This is a genomic window from Isoptericola sp. F-RaC21, from assembly GCF_038593535.1.
GTDB lineage: Bacteria > Actinomycetota > Actinomycetes > Actinomycetales > Cellulomonadaceae > Isoptericola.
The window spans coordinates 21,417-47,980 of the sequence record NZ_JBCFYX010000004.1; the positions used below are offsets into that span (position 1 = coordinate 21,417).

The 26,564-nt window shown below is 72.2% G+C and carries 24 protein-coding genes; 5 read left to right on the forward strand and 19 right to left on the reverse strand.

All coding sequences use genetic code 11. The annotated features are described in order from the left end of the window. The 5 genes from AAG589_RS14905 to AAG589_RS14925 form a co-directional block, all read right to left on the reverse strand. Positions 1 to 687 (reverse strand): glycosyltransferase, encoded by a 687-nt coding sequence (locus AAG589_RS14905; protein ID WP_430568063.1) that lies wholly within the window; start codon positions 685 to 687, stop codon positions 1 to 3. Further along, complete coding sequence (locus AAG589_RS14910) at positions 687 to 2,225, reverse strand: GH39 family glycosyl hydrolase (protein WP_430568694.1); 1,539 nt, start codon at positions 2,223 to 2,225, stop codon at positions 687 to 689. Before AAG589_RS14910 ends, AAG589_RS14905 begins: the two co-directional genes overlap by 1 nt. Positions 2,226 to 2,228: 3 nt before the next feature. Then, the gene (locus tag AAG589_RS14915; protein ID WP_430568064.1) at positions 2,229 to 3,896 is read right to left on the reverse strand and encodes an ABC transporter substrate-binding protein; all 1,668 of its coding nucleotides are present in this window, start codon (positions 3,894 to 3,896) and stop codon (positions 2,229 to 2,231) included. A gap of 77 nt (positions 3,897 to 3,973) precedes the next feature. After that, entirely contained in the window at positions 3,974 to 4,897 is a 924-nt protein-coding gene (locus tag AAG589_RS14920) for a carbohydrate ABC transporter permease (protein WP_446719749.1), read from the reverse strand. Continuing rightward, positions 4,894 to 5,895, reverse strand: coding sequence for an ABC transporter permease (locus AAG589_RS14925; RefSeq protein ID WP_430568066.1), 1,002 nt, complete (start codon positions 5,893 to 5,895; stop codon positions 4,894 to 4,896). Before AAG589_RS14925 ends, AAG589_RS14920 begins: the two co-directional genes overlap by 4 nt. Positions 5,896 to 6,160: 265 nt before the next feature. On the opposite strand from AAG589_RS14925, the gene AAG589_RS14930 reads away from it, so the two are divergent. Next, complete coding sequence (locus tag AAG589_RS14930; protein WP_430568067.1) at positions 6,161 to 7,189, forward strand: LacI family DNA-binding transcriptional regulator; 1,029 nt, start codon at positions 6,161 to 6,163, stop codon at positions 7,187 to 7,189. A gap of 155 nt (positions 7,190 to 7,344) precedes the next feature. On the opposite strand, the gene AAG589_RS14935 is transcribed toward AAG589_RS14930, so the two are convergent. Both AAG589_RS14935 and eda read right to left on the reverse strand, forming a co-directional pair. Beyond that, positions 7,345 to 8,451: a sugar kinase gene (locus AAG589_RS14935; RefSeq protein WP_430568068.1), complete on the reverse strand. Its 1,107-nt coding sequence runs from the start codon at positions 8,449 to 8,451 to the stop codon at positions 7,345 to 7,347. Between the two features lie 5 nt (positions 8,452 to 8,456). Next, positions 8,457 to 9,125 carry a bifunctional 4-hydroxy-2-oxoglutarate aldolase/2-dehydro-3-deoxy-phosphogluconate aldolase gene (gene eda / locus AAG589_RS14940; protein WP_430568069.1) on the reverse strand — a complete coding sequence of 223 codons (669 nt, stop codon included), beginning with the start codon at positions 9,123 to 9,125 and terminating at the stop codon, positions 8,457 to 8,459. A 67-nt stretch (positions 9,126 to 9,192) separates the two neighbouring features. Here eda and AAG589_RS14945 point away from each other — a divergent pair, with 67 nt between their 5' ends. Next, positions 9,193 to 9,927, forward strand: coding sequence for an IclR family transcriptional regulator (locus tag AAG589_RS14945; protein WP_430568070.1), 735 nt, complete (start codon positions 9,193 to 9,195; stop codon positions 9,925 to 9,927). A gap of 55 nt (positions 9,928 to 9,982) precedes the next feature. Here AAG589_RS14945 and AAG589_RS14950 read toward each other — a convergent pair whose 3' ends face one another. From AAG589_RS14950 to AAG589_RS14975, 6 genes are all read right to left on the reverse strand, one after another. Further along, positions 9,983 to 10,786 carry an SDR family oxidoreductase gene (locus AAG589_RS14950; protein ID WP_430568071.1) on the reverse strand — a complete coding sequence of 268 codons (804 nt, stop codon included), beginning with the start codon at positions 10,784 to 10,786 and terminating at the stop codon, positions 9,983 to 9,985. A 46-nt stretch (positions 10,787 to 10,832) separates the two neighbouring features. Beyond that, the gene (locus tag AAG589_RS14955; RefSeq protein WP_430568072.1) at positions 10,833 to 11,582 is read right to left on the reverse strand and encodes an IclR family transcriptional regulator; all 750 of its coding nucleotides are present in this window, start codon (positions 11,580 to 11,582) and stop codon (positions 10,833 to 10,835) included. A 61-nt stretch (positions 11,583 to 11,643) separates the two neighbouring features. Further along, positions 11,644 to 12,483 (reverse strand): 5-dehydro-4-deoxy-D-glucuronate isomerase, encoded by an 840-nt coding sequence (kduI, locus tag AAG589_RS14960; RefSeq protein WP_430568073.1) that lies wholly within the window; start codon positions 12,481 to 12,483, stop codon positions 11,644 to 11,646. A gap of 34 nt (positions 12,484 to 12,517) precedes the next feature. Continuing rightward, on the reverse strand, positions 12,518 to 13,822 hold the full coding sequence (locus tag AAG589_RS14965; RefSeq protein WP_430568074.1) for a TRAP transporter large permease: 1,305 nt from the start codon (positions 13,820 to 13,822) through the stop codon (positions 12,518 to 12,520). Between the two features lie 10 nt (positions 13,823 to 13,832). Next, the gene (locus tag AAG589_RS14970; RefSeq protein WP_430568075.1) at positions 13,833 to 14,336 is read right to left on the reverse strand and encodes a TRAP transporter small permease; all 504 of its coding nucleotides are present in this window, start codon (positions 14,334 to 14,336) and stop codon (positions 13,833 to 13,835) included. Next, positions 14,333 to 15,418, reverse strand: coding sequence for a TRAP transporter substrate-binding protein (locus AAG589_RS14975; protein ID WP_430568076.1), 1,086 nt, complete (start codon positions 15,416 to 15,418; stop codon positions 14,333 to 14,335). The genes AAG589_RS14970 and AAG589_RS14975 overlap by 4 nt, the downstream gene beginning before the upstream one ends. A 172-nt stretch (positions 15,419 to 15,590) precedes the next feature. Between AAG589_RS14975 and AAG589_RS14980 the strand changes: the two genes are divergently transcribed. Together AAG589_RS14980 and AAG589_RS14985 are read left to right on the forward strand one after the other, a co-directional pair. Then, the gene (locus tag AAG589_RS14980; RefSeq protein ID WP_430568077.1) at positions 15,591 to 16,595 is read left to right on the forward strand and encodes an NAD-dependent epimerase/dehydratase family protein; all 1,005 of its coding nucleotides are present in this window, start codon (positions 15,591 to 15,593) and stop codon (positions 16,593 to 16,595) included. 49 nt (positions 16,596 to 16,644) lie between these two features. After that, entirely contained in the window at positions 16,645 to 17,325 is a 681-nt protein-coding gene (locus tag AAG589_RS14985) for an HAD hydrolase-like protein (RefSeq protein WP_430568078.1), read from the forward strand. A gap of 6 nt (positions 17,326 to 17,331) precedes the next feature. Here AAG589_RS14985 and AAG589_RS14990 read toward each other — a convergent pair whose 3' ends face one another. The 6 genes from AAG589_RS14990 to AAG589_RS15015 all read right to left on the reverse strand — a co-directional run bounded on the left by AAG589_RS14990 (position 17,332) and on the right by AAG589_RS15015 (position 25,535). Beyond that, on the reverse strand, positions 17,332 to 18,417 hold the full coding sequence (locus AAG589_RS14990; protein WP_430568079.1) for an LLM class flavin-dependent oxidoreductase: 1,086 nt from the start codon (positions 18,415 to 18,417) through the stop codon (positions 17,332 to 17,334). Beyond that, complete coding sequence (locus AAG589_RS14995) at positions 18,414 to 19,817, reverse strand: LLM class flavin-dependent oxidoreductase (RefSeq protein WP_430568080.1); 1,404 nt, start codon at positions 19,815 to 19,817, stop codon at positions 18,414 to 18,416. Before AAG589_RS14995 ends, AAG589_RS14990 begins: the two co-directional genes overlap by 4 nt. Next, on the reverse strand, positions 19,814 to 20,599 hold the full coding sequence (locus AAG589_RS15000; RefSeq protein ID WP_430568081.1) for an ABC transporter ATP-binding protein: 786 nt from the start codon (positions 20,597 to 20,599) through the stop codon (positions 19,814 to 19,816). The genes AAG589_RS14995 and AAG589_RS15000 overlap by 4 nt, the downstream gene beginning before the upstream one ends. Next, positions 20,575 to 21,459 (reverse strand): ABC transporter permease, encoded by an 885-nt coding sequence (locus tag AAG589_RS15005; protein WP_446719750.1) that lies wholly within the window; start codon positions 21,457 to 21,459, stop codon positions 20,575 to 20,577. Before AAG589_RS15005 ends, AAG589_RS15000 begins: the two co-directional genes overlap by 25 nt. Then, positions 21,456 to 22,559 carry an ABC transporter substrate-binding protein gene (locus AAG589_RS15010; protein WP_430568082.1) on the reverse strand — a complete coding sequence of 368 codons (1,104 nt, stop codon included), beginning with the start codon at positions 22,557 to 22,559 and terminating at the stop codon, positions 21,456 to 21,458. The genes AAG589_RS15005 and AAG589_RS15010 overlap by 4 nt, the downstream gene beginning before the upstream one ends. Before the next feature lie 408 nt (positions 22,560 to 22,967). Further along, complete coding sequence (locus AAG589_RS15015; protein ID WP_430568083.1) at positions 22,968 to 25,535, reverse strand: ATP-dependent Clp protease ATP-binding subunit; 2,568 nt, start codon at positions 25,533 to 25,535, stop codon at positions 22,968 to 22,970. Positions 25,536 to 25,754: 219 nt separating this feature from the next. Between AAG589_RS15015 and AAG589_RS15020 the strand changes: the two genes are divergently transcribed. Then, a complete protein-coding gene (locus tag AAG589_RS15020) occupies positions 25,755 to 26,471 on the forward strand; it encodes a hypothetical protein (protein ID WP_430568084.1) in 717 nt (238 codons plus the stop codon). The last annotated feature ends 93 nt before the right edge of the window (positions 26,472 to 26,564 follow it).

Below are 26,564 nucleotides of genomic sequence, written 5' to 3' on the forward strand. Positions count from 1 at the left end.
TCAGGCGACGAAGCGCGCGCGGACGTCGTCGAGGACGGGCTGCGCGGCCCGCAGCAGGAAGGCGAGCCAGACGACGGCGACGACGGCGAGCACGGCCTCGCCCGCCAGCCACACGACGCCGCCGGCCACCACGACGAGCGCGAGCAGGCCGAGTGTCGCGCCCGGCCGGCGGCCGAGGTAGTAGACCGACAGCCGGGCCACGTCGCGGGCCCGGAACGAGAACAGGGACGCGAGGACCAGCGCCTGCACCGCCCAGAGCAGCACGACGGCGCCGAGGACGCCGAGCACGACGGCGTACATCACGGAGATGCCCGCCGCCTCACGGTGCACGACCGACGTCGCGACCACGCCGAGCGCCGCGGACGCCGGTACCCACAACCGGAGCACGTCGAGCCAGCCCAGCCGCAGTCCGCGCGCGAACGCCTTCGCGGGGGCGGGCTCGTCGGCCCCGGCGCGCGCGTGCAGCGCGAAGACCCCCGCGGCGAGGAAGGGCGCCGCCGGGACCAGGCACAGCGGCACCAGCAGCGCGTTGCCCGTGGACCGGTCCAGCAGCGCGAGCAGCACGAGGGTGGGCACGCAGCCGAGCGCCACGAGCACGCCCACCACCAGGTACCAGTACACCCGCGCCGTGATCCGGCCCAGCACGCCGTCCCCGAACTCGCGGGGCACCCCGGCCGCCGCCGCCATCAGGACCCCTCCCCGGCGCGGCCGTGCCCACGACCGAGGATGCGTGCGTCGTCGAGCCAGGACGGCGTCTCGTCGCGCACCGGGTCGATCTCGACCAGCGTCACCTCGTGCCGGGCGAGCGTGAGCGCCAGGTCGACCCGGCCGCCCGTCACCTCGAGCGAGGTGTGCGAGCGTCCCGGCTCCGACGCCTCGTGCAGCAGGTCGAGCTGGCGCGCGGTGGGCGACGCCGGGCGGCCCAGGTGGCGCCACGCGCTGAACGCGTTGCCCTCGTCGTCGTTCACGCGCGAGCGGTGCACCGACGCGCGGGACGACGACCCGTCGCCGACCGGGATGCGCAGGCGCAGCTCGTGCCGGTCGGGCTCGTCGGCGTCGGCGGTGCCGCCCACCGGCTGCCAGGCCAGCACGGTCACGCGGCCGGCGTCGTCGCGCGTCACGAGGTGGTCCTCGCCGCGGTGCAGGACGTCGGCGCCCATGCGGGCCATGAACGCGTAGAGGTGGAAGACGGGCTTGCGCAGCTGCCGGTGCCCGAGCATCCCGAAGCCGCCGTGGAAGACGGACGTCGGGATGCCGACCTCCTCGAAGACGTCGCAGAACGTCCAGTAGGAGAAGGAGTCCACGAGGTCGCCGCCCTCGGAGAGCACCGGCGCGAGCGAGGCCGCCTGGTAGGCCGTGTCGTGCACGGGGTTGTCCGGGCGATAGCTGGTGCTGAACTCGGTGACGTGGGCGGGCAGCCCCTCCAGGCGCGTGCCGGCCAGCAGCTTCGCCGGGGCGGCGAACTGGTCCAGCAGGTTCCGCGGGTGTCGCAGCGTCTGGTAGGTGCCGAACGGCACGTCCTGCGCGGGCCCGGTGGTGTAGGCGTGGAAGGACACGAAGTCCGCCGGCACGTCCCGGCGCTCGACGAACTCCGCGAACGGCGCCCACCAGTCGTCCGCGCCCGGCGAGATCGCCGGGCCGCCGACCTGCAGGTCGGCGTCCACCTCCTTCACCGCCGTCGCGGTGACCTCGTAGAGCCGGAAGTACGCCTCCTGCGACGCGCCCTGCCAGAAGATGTCGAGGTTCGGCTCGTTCCACACCTCGATCGGCCACCGCCGCACCTCCTCGAGGCCGTAGCGGTCGATCGCGTGCCGCACCACCGCCCGGACGAGGGCCGCCCACTCGCGGTGGTCGCGCGGCGGCGTGACGTTGCCCTGCCACCAGAAGACCGTCTGGTCCCCCGACGCGAGCGACGACGGCATGAACCCGAGCTCGAGGAACGGCCGGACGCCGAGCGCCAGCCACGCGTCGATCACCTGGTCGGCGTACGTGAACGCGTGCCGGGTGCCGCGGTGGCCTGCCGTGTCGTAGGGGCGGTGGATCCCGACGTCGTCGGACAGGAGGCCGTGGCCGCGGACGTGCCGGAACCCGATCTCCCGCTGCACCACGGCGAGCGACTCCTGGTGGTCCTGGCGCAGGGCGAGGTTGAGGCGGCCGGTGCCGACGCACCGCCGCCACGCGTCGGAGAGCGTGGCGGCGGGCGCGTCGGGGACGACGACGGTCAGGGCTCAGCCCTCCTGGCGCGCCAGGGCGCCGTTGACGGTGTCGACGAACTGCTGGGAGCCCAGCCCCTCGATCTGGGAGACGTAGGTGTCCCAGTCGTCCAGCGACGTCTTGCCGGTGACGAACGCGGCGGTCGCGGAGTCGACGGCGTCCTTGATCTGGGTGTCCAGCAGCGTGTTCTGCTCCAGCTCCATCTCGTTGAGCCGGGCCGCCGGCGCGACGGGCAGCATCGTCTTCGAGTCGAGCACCGTGGTGGTCCAGTCCTTGATCTCCTGCGGCATCATCGCCTGGATGAGCTTCTGCGAGGAGCCGTTGGCCAGCAGGAAGACCCCGTTGCTATAGCCGAAGTCCTTGTTCAGCTTCTTCTTCGCGTCCGGGTTCATCGGGCCCCAGCCGATGTCCTCCTTCAGCGCGGGCGTGCCGTCGGAGCCCTGGGTGTAGGTCTCGCCGTCCACGCCGAACAGGGCGAACTCCATGCCCTCGTCCGAGAAGTACTGCCAGTCCACGTACTGCAGCAGCGCCTTGAAGTACGGCTTGTCCTTGGCGTCGCTGGAGATCATCACGCCCGACGTGAAGCGTCCGGACGGCAGGTTGCTCCCGGCCGGGCCGCCCGGGATGGTGAGCATGCGGGTGTCGAACTTCTTGCCGGCGTCCGCGATGGCCGAGCGGTACGTCGTGAGCTCCTGCGTGTTGGCGGAGACCGCCGCGGACGCGCCGGTGACGAACTTCTGCTTGGCCTGGTCGTCGGACTGCGTGATCTCCGGGTCCATGACGCCCGCGTCCACCCAGCCGTGGATCGTCCCGAGGAGCGCCTTGTACTCGTCGGTGGTGCCGGTCAGCTCGTACTTCCCGGCGTCCTGGTCGTAGTACGCGTTGTTGTAGCCCCAGCCGGCGGCGGTGTCGAAGTTGGGCGCCATGACGTTGAGCAGCGATCCGAGCGGGTTCGGGTTCTCGTTCCAGCGGTCGGAGAACGCGTACTTCACGCCGGGGTTGGCCTCCTGGACCTTCGTGAGGTCCTCGCCGAACTCGTCCCAGGTCTTCGGGTCCTCGGTGATCCCCGCCTTGGACCACATGTCGTCGTTGACCATGATCGAGTACTGGACGTCGGGCTTCTCCCGCAGGCCCGGCAGGAGGTAGAACTTCCCGTCGTCCTGCCGGAGGTTGTCGAGGTCCTCCTGCAGGCCCCACTTCTCGATCTTGTCCTTGAAGTTCGGCATGTAGTCGAGGTAGTCGGAGACCGGCAGGATCGCGCCCCCGGACACGAACTGCGTCTCCTGGCCGGGATACGTCACCGGCATGAGGTCCGAGGCCTCGCCCGAGCCGATGAGCAGCGCCTTCTTCTGGTCCCAGTCCGCCAGCGGGATGTCGGTGCGCTCGAACGTGACGTTGCGGTCGGCGTCGAGGTGCTCGAAGACCGACCAGTCGTCCTTCACCGGGTAGTCGGGCATGTCGCGGTACATGAGCGAGAGCTTCACCGGCTCGGTCGCCTTGAAGTCGGTACCCACGGCGAAGTCGTCCATCGCACCGACGGAGTGCTCGGCGTCGATGGTCGCCGCGCCGCCCGCGCCGCCGTCGTCGTCGCTGCCGCCGTCGCTGCCGCAGGCGGCCAGGCCCAGGGCCAGCGTGGTCAGCGTGACGGCCGCCAGGGCCGCACGCATGCGGGTGCTCTTCATGGTTCGTATCTCCTCAGGGACGAGCGTCATCGCTCTTCGGGATGAACACGTGCGGGGAACGGGTGAGGGCGACCGCGTCAGCCCTTGACGGAGCCGAGCATCACGCCGGAGACGAAATACCTCTGGATGAAGGGGTAGAAGCAGATGATCGGCAGCACGGTGAGCAGCATCGTCACGGACTGGATGTTGGCGCCGATCTGCACCGTGTCCGCGCCGGAGATCCCCGCCGCCGGGTTCGAGGCCGCGGCGATGAGGTTGCGCAGGTAGACGGTGACCGGGAACAGCTCCTTCTGGTCCAGGTACAGGAAGGCGCTGAACCACGAGTTCCACATGCTCACCGCGTAGAACAGCGTCATCGTGGCGAGCACGGCCTTGGACAGGGGCAGCACGATCCGGCCGAAGACGCCGTAGGTGGTGAGGCCGTCGATCGCCGCGGCCTCCTCGAGCTCGGCCGGGAAGTTCTCGAAGAACGACTTCATCACCAGCAGGTTGAACACCGAGATGGCGCCCGGCAGCACGATCGCCCACATGCTGTTGCGCATGTTGAGCACGTCCGCGACGAGGATGTAGTTCGGGATCAGGCCGCCGCTGAAGAACATCGTGAACACGGCGATCCCGATGAAGAGGTTGCGCCCCTTGAGGTGCCGCCGGCTCAGCGCGTAGGCGTACGGCGTGGTGAGCGCCATCGAGATGAACGTGCCCACCACGGTGTACACGACCGTGTTCTTGTAGTTGATCCAGAACATCGCGTCGCCCATGACGACGCCGAACGTCTCCACGTTGAAGCCGCGGGGCAGCAGGTTCACCTCGCCGGCGGAGATGTACCCCTCCGAGGAGAACGCCTTCGCCACGAGGTTGAGGAACGGGTAGAGCGTCACCGCGCAGACGATCAGCAGCGCGACGAGGTTCACGACCCGGAACGTCCGGTACCCGGCGGTGTCCTTGACCGTGGTCGGCTCGCTGCGGACCGCGGCGAGGTCGGGGGTCGACGTTTCGATCACCACAGCGAGGCTCCCACCAGGCGGCGCGACGCATAGTTCGCGGAGAGGACGAGGACCAGGCCGATGAGCGCCTCGAAGAGGCCGATCGCCGCGCCGTACGAGAACTGCGCCGACTGGATGCCCACCCGGTACAGGTACGTCGAGATGACGTCGGCCGTGGAGTAGATCAGCGGGTTCTGCAGCAGCAGGACCTTCTCGAACCCGACCGCCATGAAGGAGCCGATGTTGAGGATGAGCAGCACCATCATGGTGGGGCGGATGCCCGGCAGGGTGATGTGCCAGGTCTGCTGCCACCGGTTCGCGCCGTCGATCCGCGCGGCCTCGTAGAGCTGGTCGTCGACCGTCGTCAGGGCGGCGAGATAGAGGATCGTGCCCCAGCCGACGGTCTGCCAGACCTCGGAGCTCACGTAGATGCTGCGGAACCATCCCGGCTGCTGCATGAACGCGACCGCGTCACCGCCGAAGGCCTCGATGATCTGGTTGACCGTGCCGTTCACGGCGGTGAGCTGCAGCACGAGGCCCGCGACGATGACGATCGACATGAAGTGCGGCAGGTACGAGATCGTCTGCACGATCTTCTTGAACCGCCGCGAGCGCAGCTCGTTGAGCATGAGCGCGAGCACGATCGGCAGCGGGAAGCAGACCACCAGCGTCAGCAGCCCGAGCGCGACGGTGTTCCCGAACACCTGCCAGAACTGCTGGTTGTGGATGAACATGTCGAAGTAGTAGAAGCCGACCCACTCGTCGCCCAGCGGGCTGCCGCCCGGACGGAACCGGCGGAACGCGATGACGTTCCCGATCATCGGCACGTACTTGAAGATCAGGAAGAACAGCACCGGCAGGACGACGAACGAGTACAGCCGCCAGTCCTTGCGCAGCGCCTGGCGCCACGTGACCCGCCCGCGCCGGGCCGGCCGCGGCTCGCCCCGAGGCGGTGGTGCCGGTGGTGCGTCGTCGATCGGTGGGACGGTCGCCACCGTCCCTGCGCCCTGCGCCATGGATCCCCCAGCCCGTCACGTCGTCGTGCGGTCCACCGGCCGCAACCTCGCGCCGGCGATCCGAAAGTTTCGGCGTTGAAAACGTTCTCCAACTGCCGCCGAGAGTAGGGGGAGCCTTCGGTGACGGTCAAGCACCCCGCCGATCACGGTCTGATCACGGCGCCTCGGACCACCAGGATCACCGTCGACGTCGTGTACGGTCGAGCCGAAACTTGCGGTCGATCGCACGGAACGAGCGCGACGACGCGCGACGACAGGACGGACGATGAGCACCCCCACCCCGCAGGGCCCGACGCCGACGATCGCCGAGATCGCTCGGGAGCTCGGCGTGTCGGCGCCCACCGTCTCCAAGGTCCTCAACGGCCGGACCGACGTCGCGCCGGCCACCCGCGACCGCGTGGAGGCCGCGCTCGAGCGGCACCGCTACCGTCGCCGGCGCGCCGTGGCCCCACCGGTCGGCGCCGGCCTGGTCGACCTCGTCTTCCACCGCGTCGGCTCGGCCTGGTCCACCGAGATCATCCGCGGCGTGGAGGACGCCGCCGCGGCGGCGGGCGTGAGCGTCATCCTGTCCGAGCTGGGCGGCGAGCACCGCCCACCGGCCACCTGGCTCGAGACGACGCTCTCCCGCCCGCCCCTGGGCGTGCTCCTCGTCGCGGCCAGCCTCAGCGCGGCGCAGCGGCCGCGCCTCACCACGCGGGGCATCCCGTACGTCGTCATCGACACCGACGGAGAGCCGCCGCCCGACGTGCCGACGGTCGGGTCGGACAACTGGAGCGGCGGCCTCGCGGCGACGCGGCACCTGCTGGAGCTGGGGCACCGGCGCATCGCCGCCATCTCGGGGCCCGGCAACATGCTGTGCAGCCGCGCCCGCCTCGACGGCTACCGCACCGCGCTGGAGGAGGCCGGGATCGGCTTCGACGCCGCGCTGGTGCGGTCGGGCAACTTCGAGGTGGAGTCGGGCTACCGGTCCGGCAGCGAGCTGCTCGACCTGCCCGAGCGACCGACCGCCGTCTTCGCCGGGTCGGACATGCAGGGCATCGGCCTGCTGCGGGCCGCGCAGGAGCGCGGCATCTCCGTGCCCCGCGACCTGTCCGTCGTCGGGTACGACGACCTGCCGCTGGCGACCTGGACCGCGCCCGCGCTGACGACCGTGCGCCAGCCGCTACAGGAGATGGCGACCACCGCCACCCGACTGCTGCTCGACCTCGCCCGCGGCGAGGCGCCGATGGCCCGTCGCATCAACCTCGCCACCGCGCTCGTCGTCCGGGAGTCGACCGCTCCCCCGCCGAGGTAGTTCTGGTCCCCGCGAGGTAGTTCCGGGCCCCGCGAGGTAGTTCAGAAATCGCCGAGGTAGTTCGAGATTTCGCGAGGTAGTCGACTACCTCGCGATGATGCGAACTACCTCGGCGATTTCTGAACTACCTCGCGGGGATCTGCACTACCTCGGCGTCAGCGCTGGACGCGCGCGCTGCCGCCGCCGGCGAGCTTGGCGACCTCGGCGAGGGTCGCCGTCGTCGTGTCGCCGGGCGTGGTCATGGCCAGGGCGCCGTGCGCGGCGCCGTACTCGACGGCCTGCTGCAGCGAGTCGAGCTCCATGAGCCCGTAGGCGAGGCCGGAGGCGAAGGAGTCGCCGCCGCCCACACGGTCGAAGATCTCCAGGTCCGCGCGGTGCGTGGCCTCGACGAAGCCCTCGGCCCGCGACCAGGCGATGGCGCCCCAGTCGTTGACGGACGCGCTCTTCACGCCGCGCAGGGTCGTCGCGATGACCTGGAAGTTCGGGTACGCCTCGGCGGCCGTGCCGATCATGGCGCGGAATGCGCCGGTGTCGAGGTCGGTGAGGTTCTCGTCCACGCCCTCCACCTCGAAGCCGAGGGAGGCGGTGAAGTCCTCCTCGTTGCCGATCATCACGTCGACGTGGTGCGCCAGACGGCGGTTGACCTCGCGCGCCCGCTCGACGCCGCCGATGCCCTTCCACAGGGACGGTCGGTAGTTGAGGTCGTAGGACACGATCGTGCCGTGCTTCTTGGCCGCGGTCATGGCCGCCTCCGCCACGTCGGCGGCGGACTCCGAGAGGGCGGCGAAGATGCCCCCGGTGTGCAGCCAGCGCACGCCCGAGCCGAACAGCGCGTCCCAGTCGACGTCCTCCGGCTTCATCTGCGCGATCGCGGTGTTGCCGCGGTCGCTCACGCCGACCGCGCCGCGCACGCCGAAGCCGCGCTCGGTGAAGTTGAGACCGTTGCGCACGCTGCGGCCGATGCCGTCGTACTCGCGCCACTGCACCCAGGAGGTGTCGAGGCCGCCGGTGAGCATGAAGTCCTCGACGAGGCGGCCCACCTCGTTGTCGGCGAGCGCGGTGACGATCGCGCCGCGCAGCCCGAACGCGCGGCGCAGGCCGCGGGCCACGTTGTACTCGCCGCCGCCCTCCCAGACGTCGAAGGAGCGGGTGGTGCGCACGCGGCGGTCGCCCGGGTCGAGGCGCAGCATGACCTCGCCGAGCGCGACGACGTCGTACCGGCACTCGGCGGCCGGGCGGGTGGTGATGGAGGGGTTCGTCATGCCGGTCACTTCTCCTTCGAGGCGGCGGGAGCGGCGAGGGCGACGGCCTCGGCGGTGCGGCGGGTGATCTCGGCCCAGTCGCCGGCGGTCACGAGCGACTTCTCGACCATCCACGAGCCGCCGACAGCGAGCACCGGGGCCAGCCCGAGGTAGTCGCCGAGGTTGGCGGCGCTCACGCCGCCGGTCGGGACGAAGCGCAGGCCCGGGAACGGCGCGGAGAACGCCTTGATCGCGGCGGGGCCGCCGACCACGGACGCGGGGAAGAGCTTGACGACGTCGATGCCGAGGTCGAGCGCGGCCATGATCTCGCTGGGCGTGGCGACGCCCGGCAGGATCGGCACGCCGTGCTCCTGGGCGCGGCGCACGACGGCGGCCGACAGCCCGGGCGACACGATGTAGCGCGCGCCGGCGTCGACGACGGCGTCGACCTGGTCGACGGTGGTGACGGTGCCCGCACCCACGACGACGTCGGGCTGGGTCTGCGCCACCGCGCGGATCGCGTCGATGCCGCCGGCGGTGCGCAGCGTGATCTCGGCGACGGGCAGGCCGCCGGCGACGAGCGCGTCGGCGAGACGGGCGCCCTGCTCGGCGCCGTCGACCACGACGACGGGCACGAGGCGGTGGGCGCCGAGCGCGGCGACGACGTCGCCGGCCGGGGTCGAGGGGGAAGACATCCTGGCTCCGTTTCGCTATGGTGAACGCACGTTGTTCACTACGGAACACCATAGAGGACCCGGTGCGATGACCCAACCCCCCAGCCCACTTGGCAGCGTGGACAAGGCCCTGCTCACGCTCGACGCCCTCGCCCGCGCCGGAGCGGGCGGCGTCGCGCTCGCCGACCTCGCCGCCGAGGTGGGGGCCAACAAGTCGACGCTGCACCGCACGCTCGCCGCGCTGCGGCACCGCGGCTACGCCGACCAGCGGTCCGACGGCGCCTACACCCTGGGGCCCGCGGTGCTCTCCCTCGGCGCCGCATACCTCGCCGAGGACAACCTGCCCGGCCTGCTGCGCCCCGCCCTGGAGGCGCTGCGCGACGAGGTCGACGAGCTGGTGCACCTCGGCACCCTCGCCGGCCAGGAGGTCGTCTACCTCGACAAGGTGGAGCCGCAGCGACCGCTGCGCGTGTGGTCCGCCGTCGGACGGCGCATCCCGGTCGCGACGACAGCGCTCGGCCGGGCGCTCCTGGCCGCCGACCCGGACACCGACCCCGGGCGCGACGGCGAGCCCGACGCCACGCTGCGCGCGGCCCTCGCGTCCGCACGGGAGCGCGGCTACGCCACCGAGACCGAGGAGAACGAGCCCGGCATCGCGTGCGTCGCCGTCGCGCTGCTGCGCGCGGGCCGCCCGGTCGCGGCTGTCAGCATCACCGCACCCGTCGAGCGGATGACCGGCCCGGCCCGCGACGCCCGCGTCGCCGCGCTGCGCGAGCTGCTTCCCGCGGTGCTGCCCACCGGCCTCACCATCCCGTCGACGTAGCGATCTCCCCCGGTTCCCGGCGGGGAACCAGGGGAGATCGCTACGTCACCCTCGGCTATCGGGCCAGCCAGCCGCCGTCGACGGGGATGATCGCGCCGTGCACGTAGTCCGACGCGGGCGAGGCCAGGTACAGCACCGCCCCGGCGATGTCCTCCGGAGTGGCCCAGCGGCCGGCGGGGATGCGCGCGAGGATCTCGGCGTTGCGGTCCTCGTCGGCGCGCAGCGCACCGGTGTTCGCGGTGGCCACGTACCCGGGGGCGACGGCGTTGACGTTGACGCCGCGGCCGGCCCACTCGTTGGCGAGCGCCTTGGTCAGGCCGGCGAGCGCCGACTTCGACGCCGTGTACCCCGGCACGTTGACGCCGCCCTGGAAGCTCAGCATCGACGCGGTGCCGATGATCTTGCCGTGCCCGCGGGCCACCATGGCGCGGCCGACCTCGCGCGAGAGGGTCCACGCGGAGCGCAGGTTCACCTCGAGCACGTGGTCGAAGTCGGCGTCCGGGTGCTCGGTCGCCGGGGCGCGGCGGATGGTCCCGCCGTTGTTGACCAGCACGTCCACCTCGCGCTCGACGAGCGTCGCGGCCAGGACGGCGACGGCGTCCCGGTCGGACAGGTCGGTCGCCACCGGGGTGAACCGGCGGCCGGCGGCCTCGACCGCGCGGCGGGCGTCCGAGTCGCCGTCCGGCATCGTCGTGCTGACGCCGATCACGTCGGCGCCGGCGCGGGCCAGGAGCGTCGCGATCGCGAGGCCGATGCCCTTGCTGGCGCCCGTCACGGCCGCGGTGCGGCCCTCGAGGCTGAACAGCCGGGCCACGGCCGGGTCGAGCTCGGTCGGTCGGTCGGTGCTGGTGGTGCTCACGTGTCTCGTTCCTTCGTCGTGCCCGGGGGCTGGCGGGCGCTGGGCCCTACCGGTCGCCCCCGAGGGCGTGGGTGATGTCGGCGGCCGTCTTGTGCAGGTCGTCCGCCATCGCGGCGAGCTGGCTCTCGGTGTGCTCGAGGGCGAGCGAGGAGATCGACAGGCCGTAGTTGGAGTGCCCGGAGTGGTCGCGCACGGCGGTGCCGATGCAGACGACGCCGGGCACGTTCTCCTCGCGGTCGAACGCGTACCCGTCGCGCCGGATGTCGTCGAGCTCGGCGCGCAGGTCCTCCAGGGTCGCGATGCTGCGCGCGGTGCGCCGCGGCAGGCCCGCGCGGTTGACGAAGCGCTCGACGGCGTCGTCGTCGAGCCGCGCCAGGATGGACTTGCCGATCGCCGAGGTGTGCAGCGGGATCGACGCCCCGACGCGCGACGGCATCCGGTACGGCTTGTCGGAGTCCGTGCGGACCAGGTAGATGATCTCGTCGCCGCTGCGCACGCCGACGTGCACCGTGCACTGCACGCGTCGCACGAGGTCGTCCACGTACGGCTGCACGATCGTCGAGACGTCCACCCGGTCGTACGCGGCCCCGGCCAGCGACAGGATCTTCGGGCCGGGCACGTGCGTGCCGCCCTCGGCGACGCGGATGAAGTCCCAGTCGACGAGCGTGGCGAGGATGCGGTGCACCGTCGCCTTGGGCAGGTCCACCGCCGCCACGATCTCGCTGAAGCGCCCGTGCGTCATCGCCGCCTCGAGCACCAGCAGCGTCTTCTCGCTGGCCGTCGTCGCCTCGCTCATCGACCGTTCCTCCTCGTCCCCGCGCTCCGCGCGTCGTCGGCGCCCCGTCGGCGCATGCTCGTCAGCGCATGGTGGCGACGTCGAACCCGTCCATGTCGTCGAACGCCTGGTTCTCGCCGGCCATCGCCCACACGAAGGAGTATGCGGCGGTGCCGACGCCGGAGTGCACCGACCAGCTGGGCGAGATGATCGCCTCGCGGTCCGCGACGACCATGTGCCGCGTCTCGGTGGGCTCGCCCAGCAGGTGCACGACGCGCGCCTCGGCCGGCAGGTCGAAGTACAGGTAGCACTCCGTGCGTCGGTCGTGGGTGTGGGCCGGCATGGTGTTCCACATGCTGCCCGGGTGCAGCGTCGTGACGCCCATGACCACCTGGCACGACTGCACGCCGCTGGAGTGGATGTACTGGTTGAGCGTGCGCCGGTTGGACGTGACCTGGTCGCCGAGCTCGCGGACCGTGCCCTGCCCGGGCTCCACCAGCGTGGTCGGGTACGCCGTGTGCGCCGGCGCGGAGAAGAGGTAGAACCGGGCGGGCCCGGCCTCCCCCGCGGCGTCGTCGGACGCGAGGACGACGTCCGCCGCGCCGCGCCCGACGTAGAGGCACGCGCCGTGCGCGAGCCGGTGCTCCGTGCCGTCCACGGTGATGGTGCCGGGGCCGCCCACGTTGACGATGCCGGCCTCGCGGTGGTCGAAGAACCGCTCCGAGCGGATCTCCGGGTAGCCGCGCAGGCTCAGCGGCGCGGACACCGGGCTGATCCCGCCGAGCACCACGCGGTCGTGGTGCGTGTAGACGGTGCGGATCTCGTCGTCGACGAACAGGTCGGGCACGAGGTAGCGGTCCCGCAGGTCCTGGGTGGTCATGCCCGGGATCTGCTCCGGGGCGGTGGCGTAGCGCTGTTCCATGAAAGCCTCCGAATCGGTGGTGGGCGGTGGGACGTCAGGCGAGCCCGAGCAGCCCGGGCAGCCAGAGCGAGAGGGCCGGCGTCATGGCCACGACGAGCAGCAGGACCACCAGGCCGACGAAGAACGGCAGGAGGCGTCGCATGACGCTCTCGATAGACATGCCCGACACCTTCGCACCGACGAACAGGACGGGCCCGACGGGCGGGGTGATCGTGCCGATCGACAGCGCGAGGACCATGAAGATCCCGAAGTGGACCGGGTCCATGCCGAACGCCGTGACCACGGGCAGGAAGATCGGCGCGAAGATCAGCACCGCCGGCGTCGGGTCCATGAAACACCCGATGACCAGCAGCAGCACGACGATCAGCACGATCAGGACGTACGGGTTGGTGCTCACGGTCAGCAGGGCGTCGGTCACCATCTGCGGGATCTGCGCGAACGACATGACCCACGACATCACCGCCGACACCCCGACGAGGAACATGACGATCGCCGTCGTGCGGCCGGAGTCGAGCAGGATCTCGCCCAGGTCGCGGACCTTGATCGACCGGTAGACGAACGACAGGACCAGCGAGTACAGGACGGCGATGCAGGACGCCTCGGTGGGCGTGAAGATCCCGGCCAGGATGCCGCCGATGACGATGACGATCAGCAGGAGCGCGGGCACGGCCTGGCCCGCGACCCGGAGCCGCGCCGCCGCCGACAGCTTCTCCGTGACGCGCAGCTCGGGGCGCTTGCGGGCGTACACGTGCACGATCGCCATGCAGACCGCGGCCCACAGGATGCCCGGCACGTACCCGGCGACGAACAGCGCCGCGACCGACGTGCTCGACACGAGCGAGTACACGATCATCAGGTTGCTCGGCGGAATGATCATGCCCGACGGCGCGGACGCGATGTTGGTCGCCGCCGCGAAGTCCCGCGGGTAGCCCTCCTTGGCCTGCAGCGGGCCCATCGTCGAGCCGACGGCGGCGACCGACGCGACGGCCGAGCCGGAGACCGCGCCGAACATCGCGTTGGCCGCGACGTTCGTCTGGGCGAGCGACCCGGGAGCACGGCCCACCAGCATCTTCGCGAAGTTGACGAGCCGCAGCGCGATCCCGCCGTTGTTCATGATCACGCCGGCGAGCACGAAGAACGGGATCGCCAGCAGGGAGAAGTTGTTGACGCCGCGGAACATCTGCTGCGCGGACGTGAGGAGCCCGTTCTCGAAGCCGAGCACCGTGATCGCGGCGAGCGCCGACGACGTGCCGACGGCCACCGAGATCGGGATCCCGAGCGCGAGGAGGGCGACGATCCCGACGATCAGGACCAGCCCGGCGATTGCTGCCACCTCCATGTGAGCCCCCTCAGACTGCGTCCGGCTCGCCGTCGGTGGTGGCGTTCTCCACGCCACGCACGACGGCCACCAGGTGGTAGACGGTGTAGAAGAGCACGAGCACGCCCGAGACCGGGAGCACCAGGTAGAGCCAGCCGACCATCAGCGGGAGGCTGGGCACGTCCTGCGTCCAGGTGAGCTGCGAGAGCTGCCAGCCGCCGTAGACGAGCACCAGCGCGGCGAACGCGAACGTCACGACCTGGCTCAGCACGGCGGCCGCGCGCTGCAGGTGCTCGGGCGCCCGGCGCACGAGGAAGTCGACGGCGATGTGGCCGCGCTCGCCGAAGACCAGCGCGGTGCCGAAGAAGCTGAGCCACACGAACAGGTACTTCGCGAGCTCCTCGGACCACACGCTGGGCGCCGACAGCACCTGGCGCGTGAAGACCTGCCACGCCACGACCAGCACCAGCGCCGCCAGCAGCAGCACGCACAGCCAGCGGAGCGTGACGTCGAGGGCGTTCTTGACGTGGGTCATCGGTCGCCCTCCGTCGTGTCCGCCGGCTGGTCCGCCATCTGCTCCGCCACGGCGCGGGTCCGGTCGTAGAGCTCGCGGGCCGCGGGCGTGGTGAGCTTCTCGTCGAGCAGGGGCTCGACGGCCTCGCGGAACGGCTCGACGTCGGGCGAGTTGAACTCGGCGCCGGCCTCCTCGGCGGCCTGCTGGCTCTGGGTCATGACCTCGGTCGTGAGGCGGCTCGACTCGTCGTAGGCCGCCTCGAGCTCCTCGAGGAACACCGCGCGGTCGGCCTCGGACATCGAGTCGAAGGTGGCCGGGTTGGTGATGAGGTAGTCCGGGATCATGAGGTGGTTGGTGTACGAGTAGTACGGCGCCACCTCGTCGTGCTTGAGGTTCCGGTAGATCGACTCGTTGTTCTCGCCGCCGTCGATGACGCCGGACTGGATCGCGGTGTACACCTCGCCCTGGCCCATGGGCGTGCCGACGCCGCCCATGAGGTCCATCATCCGGCTGTTGGTGTCGGTCTCCATGACGCGGATCTTGAGGCCGGCGAGGTCCTCCGGCTTCTCGATCGGGTGCGCCGAGGTGTAGACGCTGCGCACGCCGGCCGAGAACCCGCCGAGCACGCGGATGTTCTGCTCCTCGAGCGAGTGGTACAGGTCGCCGGTGATCGCGGGGTCGTTGAGCACGGCCTCCTGGTGCGCCTGCGAGTCGTAGACGTACGGCATGTTCAGCGCCACGAAGTCCGGGTTGATGTTCTCCAGGAGCGACCCCGCCACCAGGGCCAGGTCGACCGCGCCGGACTGCACCAGCTCCACGGTGTCCTTCTGCGCGCCGAGCGTCTCGTTCGGGTAGACCTCCACCGAGTACCGGCCGTCCGTCCGCTCCGCGAGCCGCTCCCCCAGGTGGGTGAGCGCCACGGCCTCCGGCTGGTCGGCGTTCTGGTTGAAGGCCACCTTGAAGACGCGCTCCGCCTCCGGTGCGCCCGCGCCCTCGGACGCCGTGTCCCCCGCCGCCGCGGTCGTGAATCCCGCGCCGCAGGCGGTCAGCGCGACCGCCACGAGCGCCGCCGACCCTGCTGCGGCCAGCTGTCTGAGCCTCATCGCCCCTCCTTTCTGCTCCTCGTCGAGCCGGGCATCCTCGATGCCCTCTGTCCTACCAATGGTCCGTCACACGGAACTGAGTTCTGTTGTACGGAACCAGTTGCGGGTACCGGCTGTCAACCCGCGGCGCCGTCCGCAGCGGGGCGGGGGCGACGGCGGGCACGATGGGCCCATGAGCAACCGCACTCCCCTGGACGTCCTGTTCATCGGCGGCTCCGGCATCATCAGCGCCGCGAGCGTCACCCGCGCCGTCGGCCTGGGTCACCGGGTCACGGTCCTCAACCGCGGGAGGTCGAGCACCCGGCCGCTCCCGCCGGAGGTCGAGACGCTGGTGGCGGACGTGACCGACGACGACGCCGTCGACGCCGCGATCGCGGGCCGGGACTTCGACGTCGTCGCGCAGTTCCGGGCGTTCCGGCCGGACCACGTGGCGCACGACGTCGAGCGCTTCACGGGGCGGGTGGGCCAGTACGTGTTCGTCTCGTCGGCGTCGGCCTACCAGACGCCGCCCGAGCGGCTGCCGGTCACCGAGTCCACGCCGCTGCGCAACCCGTTCTGGCAGTACTCGCGCGACAAGATCGCCGGCGAGGACGTCCTCGTGCGCGCCTGGCGGGACCACGGCTTCCCCGCGACGATCGTGCGCCCGTCGCACACCTACGACCGCACGGTGCTCCCGACCACCGGCGGCTGGACCGACGTCGCGCGGCTGCGCGCCGGGAAGCCCGTCGTCGTGCACGGCGACGGCACGTCGCTGTGGACGCTGACCCACACCGAGGACTTCGCGGTCGGGTTCGTGGGCCTGCTCGGGCACCCGGCGGCCATCGGCGACACGTTCCAGATCATGGGGTCCCACGCCCCTACGTGGGACCAGGTCTACCGGTGGCTCGCGGCGGCCGCGGGGGTGGACGAGCCCGAGCTCGTGCACGTGGCGTCCGAGACGATCGCCCGCGTGCTGCCCGACGTCGGGCCCGGCCTGCTGGGCGACAAGGCCCACTCGATGGTCTTCGACTGCGCCAAGCTGCGCGCGCTCGTGCCCGAGTTCGGCACCACGATCACCTACGACCAGGCCGCCGTCGAGCAGGTCGCCTGGCACGACGCGCACCCCGAGGCCCAGCAGGTCGACCCCGGCCTCGACGCGGCGTTCGACCGCCTGGTGGCGCACGCCCGCGCCGTCTGACGTCCGGGCGCCGAGGCCGGCGGGTCACCCCGGCACGTACCCTGCCGAGGTGACCCGCTCCCCCGCCCCGCTCGTCCTGCTCGACCTCGACGGCACGCTCACCGACTCCGCCCCCGGCATCGTCGCGGGCATCCGGCACGCCTACGGCGCCCTCGGCCTGCCCGTGCCGGACGACGCCACGCTGCGCTCGTTCGTCGGCCCGCCGATCACGGACTCCTTCCCCGCGCACGGCGTCCCCGCCGAGCGCGTCGACGAGGCGGTGCGCGCCTACCGCGAGGTCTTCGCGGCGGGCGGCATGTACGACAACCGCGTGTTCGACGGCATCCCCGAGGTGCTGCGCGCGCTGCGGGCCGCCGGCTGCACGCTCGCCGTCGCGACGTCCAAGCCCGAGGTCTACGCGAAGCCCATCTGCGACCGCTTCGGCCTCACGGACCTGGTCGACGGCGTCTTCGGCGCGCCGCTCGACGAGGGCACGTCCACCAAGGCCGACGTCATCGCCAAGGCGCTGGCCGCGCTGGGCCGCACCTCGCCCGTGGACCCGGCCGACGGCCCCGCCCTCATGGTCGGCGACCGCGAGCACGACGTGCACGGCGCCGCCGAGCACGGCATCGGCTGCGTCGGCGTCACCTGGGGGTACGCCGCCCCCGGCGAGCTGGAGCACGCCGGCGCCGTCGCGCTGGTGGACGACGTCGCCGACCTCACCGACGCCGTCCTGTCCCGCCTCCGCTGAGACCTGTCAGTCGCGGAGCAGCGGCAGCAGCTGCTCGCCCTGGCGGCGGATCTCGTCCAGGTACGGGGTGTCGGACAGCACGAAGTGGGTGACGCCGAGGTCCTGGTAGCGGCGCAGCGACTTCGCGACGTCGGACGGCGAGCCCACCAGCCACGTGGTGCCGGCACCGCCGCCCCCCGCACGGGCGGGCGCGGTGTAGAGGTTCTCGTCGAGCACGTCGCCGCGGGCGGCCAGGTCGAGCAGGCGTTGCTGCCCGACGGCGACGGGCCGGTCGGCCACGCGATGGTCGGCGTCGCGGTGCCACCCCTGGCGCCCGGCGGACCCGGCGAGCCGGGCCACCTTCGCCTCGGCGTCGCGCCAGGCCTCCTCCGTGGTGTCGCGGACGAAGGTCGTGACGCGCAACCCGAACTGCAGCGGCGCGTGCTCGCGCCCCACGCGCTCGCTCAGCGCCCGCAGCCGGTCGATCCGCTCCGCGACGCCGTCCAGCGGCTCGCCCCAGAAGAGCTGCACGTCGGCCTCGGCCGCCGCGACCTCCTCCGCCTCGGGCGACGCCCCGCCGAAGTACAGCGTCGGGTGCGCGCGCCCCTCCCGGGCGACCGGCTTGAGCGGCAGCGTCGCCCCGGTGGCGCGGTAGTGCTCGCCGTCGAACGTCACGTCGTCCTGCGTCCACAGCCGGCGCACCAGCCGCAGGAACTCGCGCGTGCGCCCGTACCTTGCCGCCCGGTCGGTGACCGTGTCGCCGTACTGCTCGACGCCGTCCTGCCCGGACACGATGTTGAGCCGCACCCGGCCGCCCGTGAGGTGGTCCAGCGTCGCGGCGGCGGAGGCGAGGTGCGCCGGCTGCCAGTAGCCGGGCCGGACGGCGATCAGCGGGTTGAACGTCGTGGTGCGGGCCGCGAGCGCCGTCGCCACCGTGAACGTGTCCGGGCGGCTCCAGCCCGTGCCGAGCAGGGCGCCGTCCCAGCCGTGCCGCTCCAGGGCGAGGGCCTGCTCGGTGAGGGTGTCGAGGCTGTTGTGGTCCGCGGTCACGGCATCGCCGCGGTGGCCGGGCCGCACCTGGTTGGGGATGTACCAGAGGACGTCGGCGCTCATGCCCCCACCCCAGAAGTGGCGAGTTCGGCGGGGGCGTCCGCCCCCGACGACGTCGTGTACCGGCTCGCCGGCCGCTCCAGCCCGTAGTGCTCGCGCAGCGTGGTGCCCTCGTAGGCGGTGCGGAACAGCCCGCGCCGCTGCAGGACCGGCACGACCTGCGCCGTGAACTCCTCCAGCCCGCGCGGCAGCACGGCCGGCATGACGTTGAAGCCGTCGGCGGCCTCGGCGTCGTACCAGTCCTGGAGGGCGTCGGCGACCTGCTCGGGGGTGCCGGCCAGCGTGCGGTGCCCACGACCGCCGCCCAGGCGGCCGATGAGCTCACGGACCGTCAGCCGCTCGCGCCGCGCCAGCTCGACGATCAGCGTGTACCGGCTCTTGGCCCCCTCGATCTGGTCCTCGTCGGGCAGGTCGGCGGGCAGCTGCCGGTCCAGCGGCAGGTCCTCGGGGTCGACGCGCAGGGTCGCGGCGAGCTGGCGGCGCGCGTACTCCGGCACGATGAGCTCGTCGAGCTCGCGCTCGGCGGCCAGGGCCTCCGCCTCCGTCGACCCGAGGACGGGCACGATGCCGGGCAGGATCTTGATCCCCCGGGGGTCGCGGCCCTCCGCGGCGGTGCGCGCCTTGAGGTCGGCGTAGAAGGCCCGCGCGTCGTCGAGGGTCTGGTGCGCGGTGAACACCGCCTCGGCGTACCGCGCCGCCAGCCCCTTGCCGTCCTCGGAGGACCCGGCCTGCACGATGAGCGGTCGCGCCTGCGGGCTGCGCGGGGTGGTGAGCGCGCCGGCCACGGAGAAGTGCTCCCCGACGTGCCCGGCCGGGTGGATCCTCGCGGCGTCCGCCCACACGCCGCGCTCCTTGTCGCCGAGCACGGCGTCGTCGTCCCACGAGTCCCAGAGCTTGGAGGCGACGTCGAGGAACTCCGCGGCCCGCTCGTAGCGGACGGCGTGCGCGGGCTGGTCGTCGAGGCCGAAGTTGCGCGCGATGTCGGGGCCGGCCGTCGTCACGACGTTCCAGCCAGCACGCCCGCCCGACACGATGTCGATCGACGCGAACCGCCGCGCCAGGTTGTACGGCGAGTTGTAGGTGGTGGACGCCGTCGCGATGAGCCCGATCCGCTCGGTGGCGGCGGCCAGCGCCGTGAGCACGATCAGCGGGTCGAGCGACCCGGCGGGGCGGCGGCCGACGTCGCTGCGCAGACCGGGGCCGTCGGCGAAGAAGACGGAGTCGAGCAGCCCCTCCTCCGCGGTGCGGGCGAGCCGCTGCAGGTAGGCGATGTTCGTGGACGTGTGGTCCGGGGAGCTCTCGGGCAGCCGCCACGACGCCTCGTGGTGGCCGGTGCTCATGAGGAACGCGTTGAGGTGGAAGGGTCCGGGGCGGTGGCCGTCGCGGCCGGCGGTGCGGGTCATGCGGTCACGTCCTTCCGCTCGACGCCGAGGGCGTCCAGCAGCTCGGTGCGGATGGCGGCGAAGCGGGGGTCGGCGGCGTCGCGCCGCTCCCCGAGATCGATGCGTCGTTCGACGGCGATGCGGCCGCGGTCGAGGACGACGACGCGGTCGGCGAGCACGATCGCCTCGTCGACGTCGTGGGTCACGAGCAGCACGGCCGGCCGGTGCCGGTCGTACAGGGCGCGCAGCAGCTCGTGCATGCGGATGCGGGTGAGGGCGTCGAGGGCGCCGAACGGCTCGTCCGCCAGCAGCAGCTGGGGCGAGCGGACGAGCGACCGCGCGAGCGACACCCGCTGCTGCTCGCCGCCGGACAGCTCGTTCGGCCACGCCCGCTCCCGGCCGGCGAGGCCGACCTCGGCGAGGGCGGCCCGGCCGGCGTCGCGCGCGGCGCCCCGCGGGCCCCCGAGGCCGAGGACGACGTTGTCCAGGACGCGCGCCCACGGCAGCAGCCGGGAGTCCTGGAACACGACGGACACCTGGTCGGGCACGCGCACCTCGCCCGAGCCCGCGACGCCGTGGTCGAGGCCCGCGAGCGCGCGCAGCAGGGTCGACTTGCCCGAGCCGCTGCGGCCCAGGATCGCGACGAACTCCCCGGTGCCGAGCTCCAGGTCGAGGTCGTCCAGCACCCGGTCGGCGCCGTACGCGCGCACCAGGCCGCGGACGGCGACGGCGGGGACGTCGACGGAGGCCTGCGCGGGGTCCGCGACGGGCGTGGCGGTCAGTCCTCCAGCGTGCGTCGCCATGCGAGCACCCTCCTCTGCAGCAGCCGGACGGCGGCGTCGGCCGCGAACCCGAGGACGCCGTAGACGACGAGGCCGACCACGATGACCTCGGTCTGGCCGTAGGTGCGGGCGAGCTCCATCATGTAGCCGATGCCCGCGGTGGCGTTGACCTGCTCGACGACGACCAGCGACAGCAGGGAGCCGGTGACGGCGAACCGCAGCCCGAGCAGGAAGCCCGGGAGCGCGCCCGGCAGCACGACGCGCCGCACGAACTGCGGCCGCGTCAGCCGCACGGTCTCTGCGAGCTCGACGTACCGGGAGTCGATGGAGCGCAGCCCGTTGTGCGTGTGCACGTAGATCGGGATGAACACACCCAGCGCGATGGTGATGACCTTCATCGGCTCGCCGATGCCGAACCACAGGATGAGCAGCGGCAGCAGCGCGAGGTTCGGGATGGCGCGCTTGACCTGGATGGGCCCGTCGAGCAGCGCGTCGCCCACCCGGCTCAGCCCGGAGGCGAGCGCCAGTACGACGCCGGCCCCGACGCCCCACGCCAGCCCGAGGGCCGCGCGGGTCAGCGAGACGCCCAGGTTCTCCTGCAGGTCGCCCTTCGCGATCAGGTCGCCGGCCGTCGTGACGACCGTCCACGGGGCGCTGAGCACCCGCTGGTCGATCAGGCCGGTCGCGGAGCCGACCACCCACACCCCGACCAGGACGACGATCCCGAGCAGCCCGGCCGCGGGAACCGGCCGCCCGAGCCCAAGGCGCCGCCCCGCGGGCCGGACGTCGGGCCGCGGTCCCGGCAGGCCGCCGGCCCGCTCCGACGACGTCCGGGACCGGGGCGCGGTGCCGGCCCGGGAGACCGTGCCGAGCGCCGTCACCGGTCCTCCTCCGCCGCCCGCTGCGCCTCGACGCCCGCGGTCTGCGCCGCGGCGAACCGCTCGTCGAAGAGGTCGTGCGCGTCGAGCGGGTCCTCGTCGAGCTCCTTCGCGAGCAGGTCGATCGTGTCCTGGGTGCGGGCGATGCCCTCGGTGAGGTCGGCGGGGATGTCGGGCACGGCCGCGTGGTCGGTGAGGTACTGCGCGTCGGACTCGGTGAGCCCCTCGTGCTCGACGTAGTACCCCTGCTTCCATTCCTCGGGGTGGTCCGCGACCCACACCTTCGCCTTCGCCCAGACCTCGACGTACTCCGCCAGCGCGGCGGCCTTCGCCGGGTCCTCGAGCACCGCCTTCGGCGCGTAGAGGTGGCCGGCGTCGTCGCGCAGGCCGTGCTTGATCGACTGCGCGCCGTCGGCCTCGTAGGTCGTGAGGTAGCGGTACAGCTGGGTGCCGCCCAGCGGCGCGACGTCGACCTCCCCCGCGGCCAGCGCGGTCGAGTACACGTCGCCGGTGCTGGGCAGCTCGACGAGCTCCACGTCGTCCTGGGTGAGGCCGGCGGCAGCCAGCGACTTGAGGATCAGCGCGCCCTGCGCCTGGCCGGGGCTGAACGCGATGCGTTTGCCGGCCAGGTCGGCGAGGGAGCCGAGGGTGACGCCCGGGCGCCCGGCGAGCTCGTAGATCGGTGCCTCCTGCCAGTTCTCCCGGTACTGGGTGGCGACGATCGACACCGGCACGCCCGTCCACGTCGCGTGGATCGGCGGGATCTCGGCCACCGCGCCGACGTCGAGCGACTCGGCGCGGAACGCCTCGATGGTCTGCGGGCCGCCGGACAGGTTGGCCCACTCGATGTCGAAGGGGAGGTCGTGCTCGATCTCGTCGCCGGCCAGCTCGAGCGCGACCTCGGTCGTCGGGTCGCCGACGACGAGCGTGGTGCCGTCCGGCACCGCGGAGGGCAGCGGGTCGGAGGCGGCGAGCGAGCCGCCGGGGCTGTCGGCGGCCGCGTCGCCGACGCAGCCGGCGGTGCCCAGCACGGCCAGGACGCCGACGGCGGCCACGGCGGGGCGCGCACGGTCGGTGCGGCGGAGGGAAGGGGTTCGGGGCATGACGGGTCCTCTCGGGGCGTGCGGGGGTACGCCACGTCACCCGCCCGCGCACGGCGGACGGGAGGCGGTGGTCTCGAGCGGTTCTGCTGCCGGGGAGGCGGGCGCGACGGCGCGCGTCGGGTCAGCGGCGACAGCGGCGACGGGGCCGACAGCCCCGGCGGGCGCGCGGCACGGAGGCGCCCGCGGTGCGGGTGCCCGGGGACCGGAGTCCGTGCGTGTCGGCGTGCATGGCGGGGAAGGTAGGCGCCGCGCAAGCCCCGCGCGAGAGATCCCCCGAAGTTCTCACCATGCGGGACGGACGGCTGAGACGCGTCCGCGGCCGGCGTTCCGGGCACGACGAAGGCCCCGGACCCTGTGAGGGGGTCCGGGGCCTTCGTCGTCGACCGTCAGGTCGTGAGGTTCAGCGCGTCACTCCGCGCCGGCCTGCATCTGGCCGGTCGGGGGCAGGTCGTGCACCGAGACGCCGGTGGGGGCGTCGAGCGCCGCCGCCGCGCCGACCGCGACCGGCCCGCGCTCGTGCTCGCTCTTGGGGACCCCGCGGAAGGTGAACTCCCCGAGGATGCCCTCGCCCTCGCCATCGACCAGCACCAGGTCGCCGCCCTTGAGCTCGCCGAACAGGATCTTCTCGGACAGGGTGTCCTCGATCTCCCGCTGGATCGCCCGCTTGAGCGGACGGGCGCCGAGCACCGGGTCGTAGCCCTTCTCCGCCAGCAGGTTCTTCGCGGCGGGCGTGAGCTCGATGGCCATGTCCCGGTCGCGCAGACGCTTGTCCAGCTTGGCGATCTCCAGGTCGACGATCTCGATGATCTCGTCCTGCGAGAGCTGCGGGAACACCACCACGTCGTCGACGCGGTTGAGGAACTCCGGCCGGAAGTGCTGCTTGAGCTCCTCGTTGACCTTCGCCTTCATGCGCTCGTAGGAGGTCACCAGGTCGCCGCCGGCGTTGAAGCCGGTCTGGACGCCCTTGGCGATGTCCCGCGTGCCGAGGTTCGTGGTCATGATGATCACGGTGTTCTTGAAGTCGACCACCCGGCCCTGCGAGTCGGTCAGGCGACCGTCCTCGAGCACCTGCAGCAGCGAGTTGAAGATGTCGGCGTGGGCCTTCTCGACCTCGTCGAACAGGACCACCGAGAACGGCTTGCGCCGCACCTTCTCCGTGAGCTGGCCGCCCTCGTCGTAACCGACGTACCCGGGGGGCGAGCCGAACAGCCGCGACACCGTGTGCTTCTCCGAGAACTCGGACATGTCGAGCTGGATCAGCGCGTCCTCGTCCCCGAAGAGGAACTCGGCGAGCGCCTTGGCCAGCTCCGTCTTCCCGACGCCCGTGGGGCCGGCGAAGATGAACGAGCCACCGGGGCGCTTCGGGTCCTTGAGCCCCGCACGCGTACGGCGGATCGCCTGCGACAGCGCCTTGATCGCGGCCTCCTGGCCGACGACGCGCTTGTGCAGCTCATCCTCCATGTGCAGGAGCTTGCTGGACTCCTCCTCGGTGAGCTTGACGACCGGGATGCCGGTCGACATCGCCAGCACCTCGGCGATGAGCTCGTCGTCGACCTCCGCGACGGAGTCGAGGTCGCCCGACTTCCAGGCCTTCTCCTTGTCGGCGCGCTGGGCGGTGAGCTGCTTCTCCTTGTCCCGCAGCCCGGCGGCCTTCTCGAAGTCCTGCTCGTCGATCGCCGACTCCTTGTCGCGGCGTGCGTCGGCGATCTCCTCGTCCAGGGCCTTGAGCTCCGGCGGGGCCGTCATGCGACGGATCCGCAGGCGCGCGCCGGCCTCGTCGATCAGGTCGATCGCCTTGTCCGGCAGGTACCGGTCGTTGATGTACCGGTCGGCGAGCTGCGCGGCGGAGACCAGGGCGGAGTCCGTGATGGACACGCGGTGGTGCGCCTCGTAGCGGTCGCGCAGGCCCTTGAGGATCTCGATGGCGTGCTCGAGCGACGGCTCGTTGACCTGGATCGGCTGGAAGCGGCGCTCCAGCGCCGGGTCCTTCTCGACGTACTTGCGGTACTCGTCGAGCGTGGTCGCGCCGATGGTCTGCAGCTCGCCGCGGGCCAGCATCGGCTTGAGGATGCTCGCCGCGTCGATCGCGCCCTCGGCGGCACCCGCCCCGACGAGCGTGTGGATCTCGTCGATGAACAGGATGATGTCGCCGCGGGTGCGGATCTCCTTGAGCACCTTCTTCAGGCGCTCCTCGAAGTCACCGCGGTAGCGCGAGCCGGCGACCAGGGCGCCGAGGTCCAGCGTGTAGAGCTGCTTGTCCTTCAGCGTCTCCGGCACGTCGCCGCGCACGATGTCCTGGGCGAGGCCCTCGACGACGGCCGTCTTGCCGACGCCCGGCTCACCGATCAGCACGGGGTTGTTCTTGGTGCGACGGCTCAGCACCTGCATGACGCGCTCGATCTCCGTCGAGCGGCCGATGACCGGGTCGAGCTTGCCCTCGCGCGCGGCCTGGGTGAGGTTGCGGCCGAACTGGTCGAGCACGGCGGAGCCGGACGGCTGCCCCTCCTGCGGGCCGCCGGCGGCCACGGGCTCCTTGCCCTGGTAGCCGCTCAGCAGCTGGATGACCTGCTGGCGCACCTTGTTGAGGTCGGCGCCCATCTTGGTGAGCACCTGGGCGGCGACGCCCTCACCCTCGCGGATGAGGCCGAGCAGGATGTGCTCGGTGCCGATGTAGTTGTGGCCGAGCTGCAGCGCCTCGCGCAGCGACAGCTCCAGGACCTTCTTGGCGCGCGGGGTGAACGGGATGTGCCCGCTCGGCGCCTGCTGGCCCTCGCCGATGATCTCGGTGACCTGGGTGCGGACGCCGTCGAGCGAGATCCCCAGCGACTCCAGGGCCTTCGCGGCGACGCCCTCACCCTCGTGGATGAGACCGAGCAGGATGTGCTCGGTGCCGATGTAGTTGTGGTTGAGCATCCTTGCCTCTTCCTGAGCAAGGACGACCACCCGACGGGCTCGGTCGGTGAATCTCTCGAACATGTGCTGCTCCCTCACGAGCGGCGTTACCTGCACCCCGTCGGATTGACGGCTACAGCCTGACCGCTACGACTCTATGCGCTCCCAACTCACCGACACCCCTCGGTAAGCCCATGTTCGCCAGGGGCGTGACGGCGTGCCGGATTGCCAGTCGCGCCCAGGGCGGTCCAGGCTCGGGGAAAGGCGGTCGTCGCCGCTGAGGTCACCACCCAGGGGGTACCGATGGACGAGATCGAGCAGCAGGGCGCCACGGGCGGGGCGGGGCACGACGCGGGTCAGCGGGCGTGGAACGGGGACGACGCGCGGCTGGCGCGGTTCTCCGGCGTCCTCGGCGAGGTGCGCGACCCGCTGACCTGGGGTCTCGACCTGGAGGACCAGTCGCTCACCGGGCAGGCGGACTCCGATGACCCGACGTCCGAGCGGTTCGTCCGCGCCTACCGGTCGTTCACCGACGAGGCGCTGGAGGTCGAGACGCTCCGCACCCGGGTGCCCGACGACGACGTCGAGGACGTGGTCCGCGCCGCGTGCACCGGTGCGCTCGCCGCGCCGCTGCACGCGGACATCGCCGCCCCGGTCGAGCCCGCGCCGTCCGACGCGGACGAGGTCGACCGGCCCGCCGAGGGCGACGCGTCGGACTTCGCGGACTCGTTCCAGGACTACCGCAGCGCCATGCGCGCCCTGGTCGCCGAGGTCGACGAGGCCCCGCTGACGACGGGGACGTTCGCCGTCGACGGCGACGACGCGGACTGCGTGCGCGTCGTCGCCCGCGAGACGGCCGCCGTCTACGTCGCGACGGCCGACCGGGCGCTGGTCGTGACCGGGCCCGTCGACCTGGTCGACCGGGTCGAGGTCGTCACGCGCCCCGTCGACGCCCTGCTCTCCGGGCACGGCCGGCGCGGCAGCGGGACGAAGGGCACGCCGCCCCCCGCCGACGGCTGACCCGACGTCACGACACCGGCGCGTGATCGATCCCCCGCCGCCTCGCCCTGACGGGCGGCGGCGCCCGACCTATGCTGCAACTCAGGGTCGTCC

Coding starts and splice junctions, on each gene's coding strand:
- AAG589_RS14915 (WP_430568064.1), bottom strand. CDS start 3,896: ATGAAGAGCACCCGCATGCGTGCGGCCCTGGCGGCCGTCACGCTGACC.
- AAG589_RS14970 (WP_430568075.1), bottom strand. CDS start 14,336: ATGACCCACGTCAAGAACGCCCTCGACGTCACGCTCCGCTGGCTGTGC.
- AAG589_RS14995 (WP_430568080.1), bottom strand. CDS start 19,817: ATGACCCGCACCGCCGGCCGCGACGGCCACCGCCCCGGACCCTTCCAC.
- AAG589_RS15020 (WP_430568084.1), top strand. CDS start 25,755: ATGGACGAGATCGAGCAGCAGGGCGCCACGGGCGGGGCGGGGCACGAC.
- AAG589_RS15010 (WP_430568082.1), bottom strand. CDS start 22,559: ATGCCCCGAACCCCTTCCCTCCGCCGCACCGACCGTGCGCGCCCCGCC.
- AAG589_RS14980 (WP_430568077.1), top strand. CDS start 15,591: ATGAGCAACCGCACTCCCCTGGACGTCCTGTTCATCGGCGGCTCCGGC.
- AAG589_RS14945 (WP_430568070.1), top strand. CDS start 9,193: ATGACCCAACCCCCCAGCCCACTTGGCAGCGTGGACAAGGCCCTGCTC.
- AAG589_RS14930 (WP_430568067.1), top strand. CDS start 6,161: ATGAGCACCCCCACCCCGCAGGGCCCGACGCCGACGATCGCCGAGATC.
- eda (WP_430568069.1), bottom strand. CDS start 9,125: ATGTCTTCCCCCTCGACCCCGGCCGGCGACGTCGTCGCCGCGCTCGGC.
- AAG589_RS14935 (WP_430568068.1), bottom strand. CDS start 8,451: ATGACGAACCCCTCCATCACCACCCGCCCGGCCGCCGAGTGCCGGTAC.
- kduI (WP_430568073.1), bottom strand. CDS start 12,483: ATGGAACAGCGCTACGCCACCGCCCCGGAGCAGATCCCGGGCATGACC.
- AAG589_RS14965 (WP_430568074.1), bottom strand. CDS start 13,822: ATGGAGGTGGCAGCAATCGCCGGGCTGGTCCTGATCGTCGGGATCGTC.
- AAG589_RS14905 (WP_430568063.1), bottom strand. CDS start 687: ATGGCGGCGGCGGCCGGGGTGCCCCGCGAGTTCGGGGACGGCGTGCTG.
- AAG589_RS15015 (WP_430568083.1), bottom strand. CDS start 25,535: ATGTTCGAGAGATTCACCGACCGAGCCCGTCGGGTGGTCGTCCTTGCT.
- AAG589_RS15000 (WP_430568081.1), bottom strand. CDS start 20,599: ATGGCGACGCACGCTGGAGGACTGACCGCCACGCCCGTCGCGGACCCC.
- AAG589_RS14990 (WP_430568079.1), bottom strand. CDS start 18,417: ATGAGCGCCGACGTCCTCTGGTACATCCCCAACCAGGTGCGGCCCGGC.
- AAG589_RS14925 (WP_430568066.1), bottom strand. CDS start 5,895: ATGGCGCAGGGCGCAGGGACGGTGGCGACCGTCCCACCGATCGACGAC.
- AAG589_RS14975 (WP_430568076.1), bottom strand. CDS start 15,418: ATGAGGCTCAGACAGCTGGCCGCAGCAGGGTCGGCGGCGCTCGTGGCG.
- AAG589_RS14955 (WP_430568072.1), bottom strand. CDS start 11,582: ATGAGCGAGGCGACGACGGCCAGCGAGAAGACGCTGCTGGTGCTCGAG.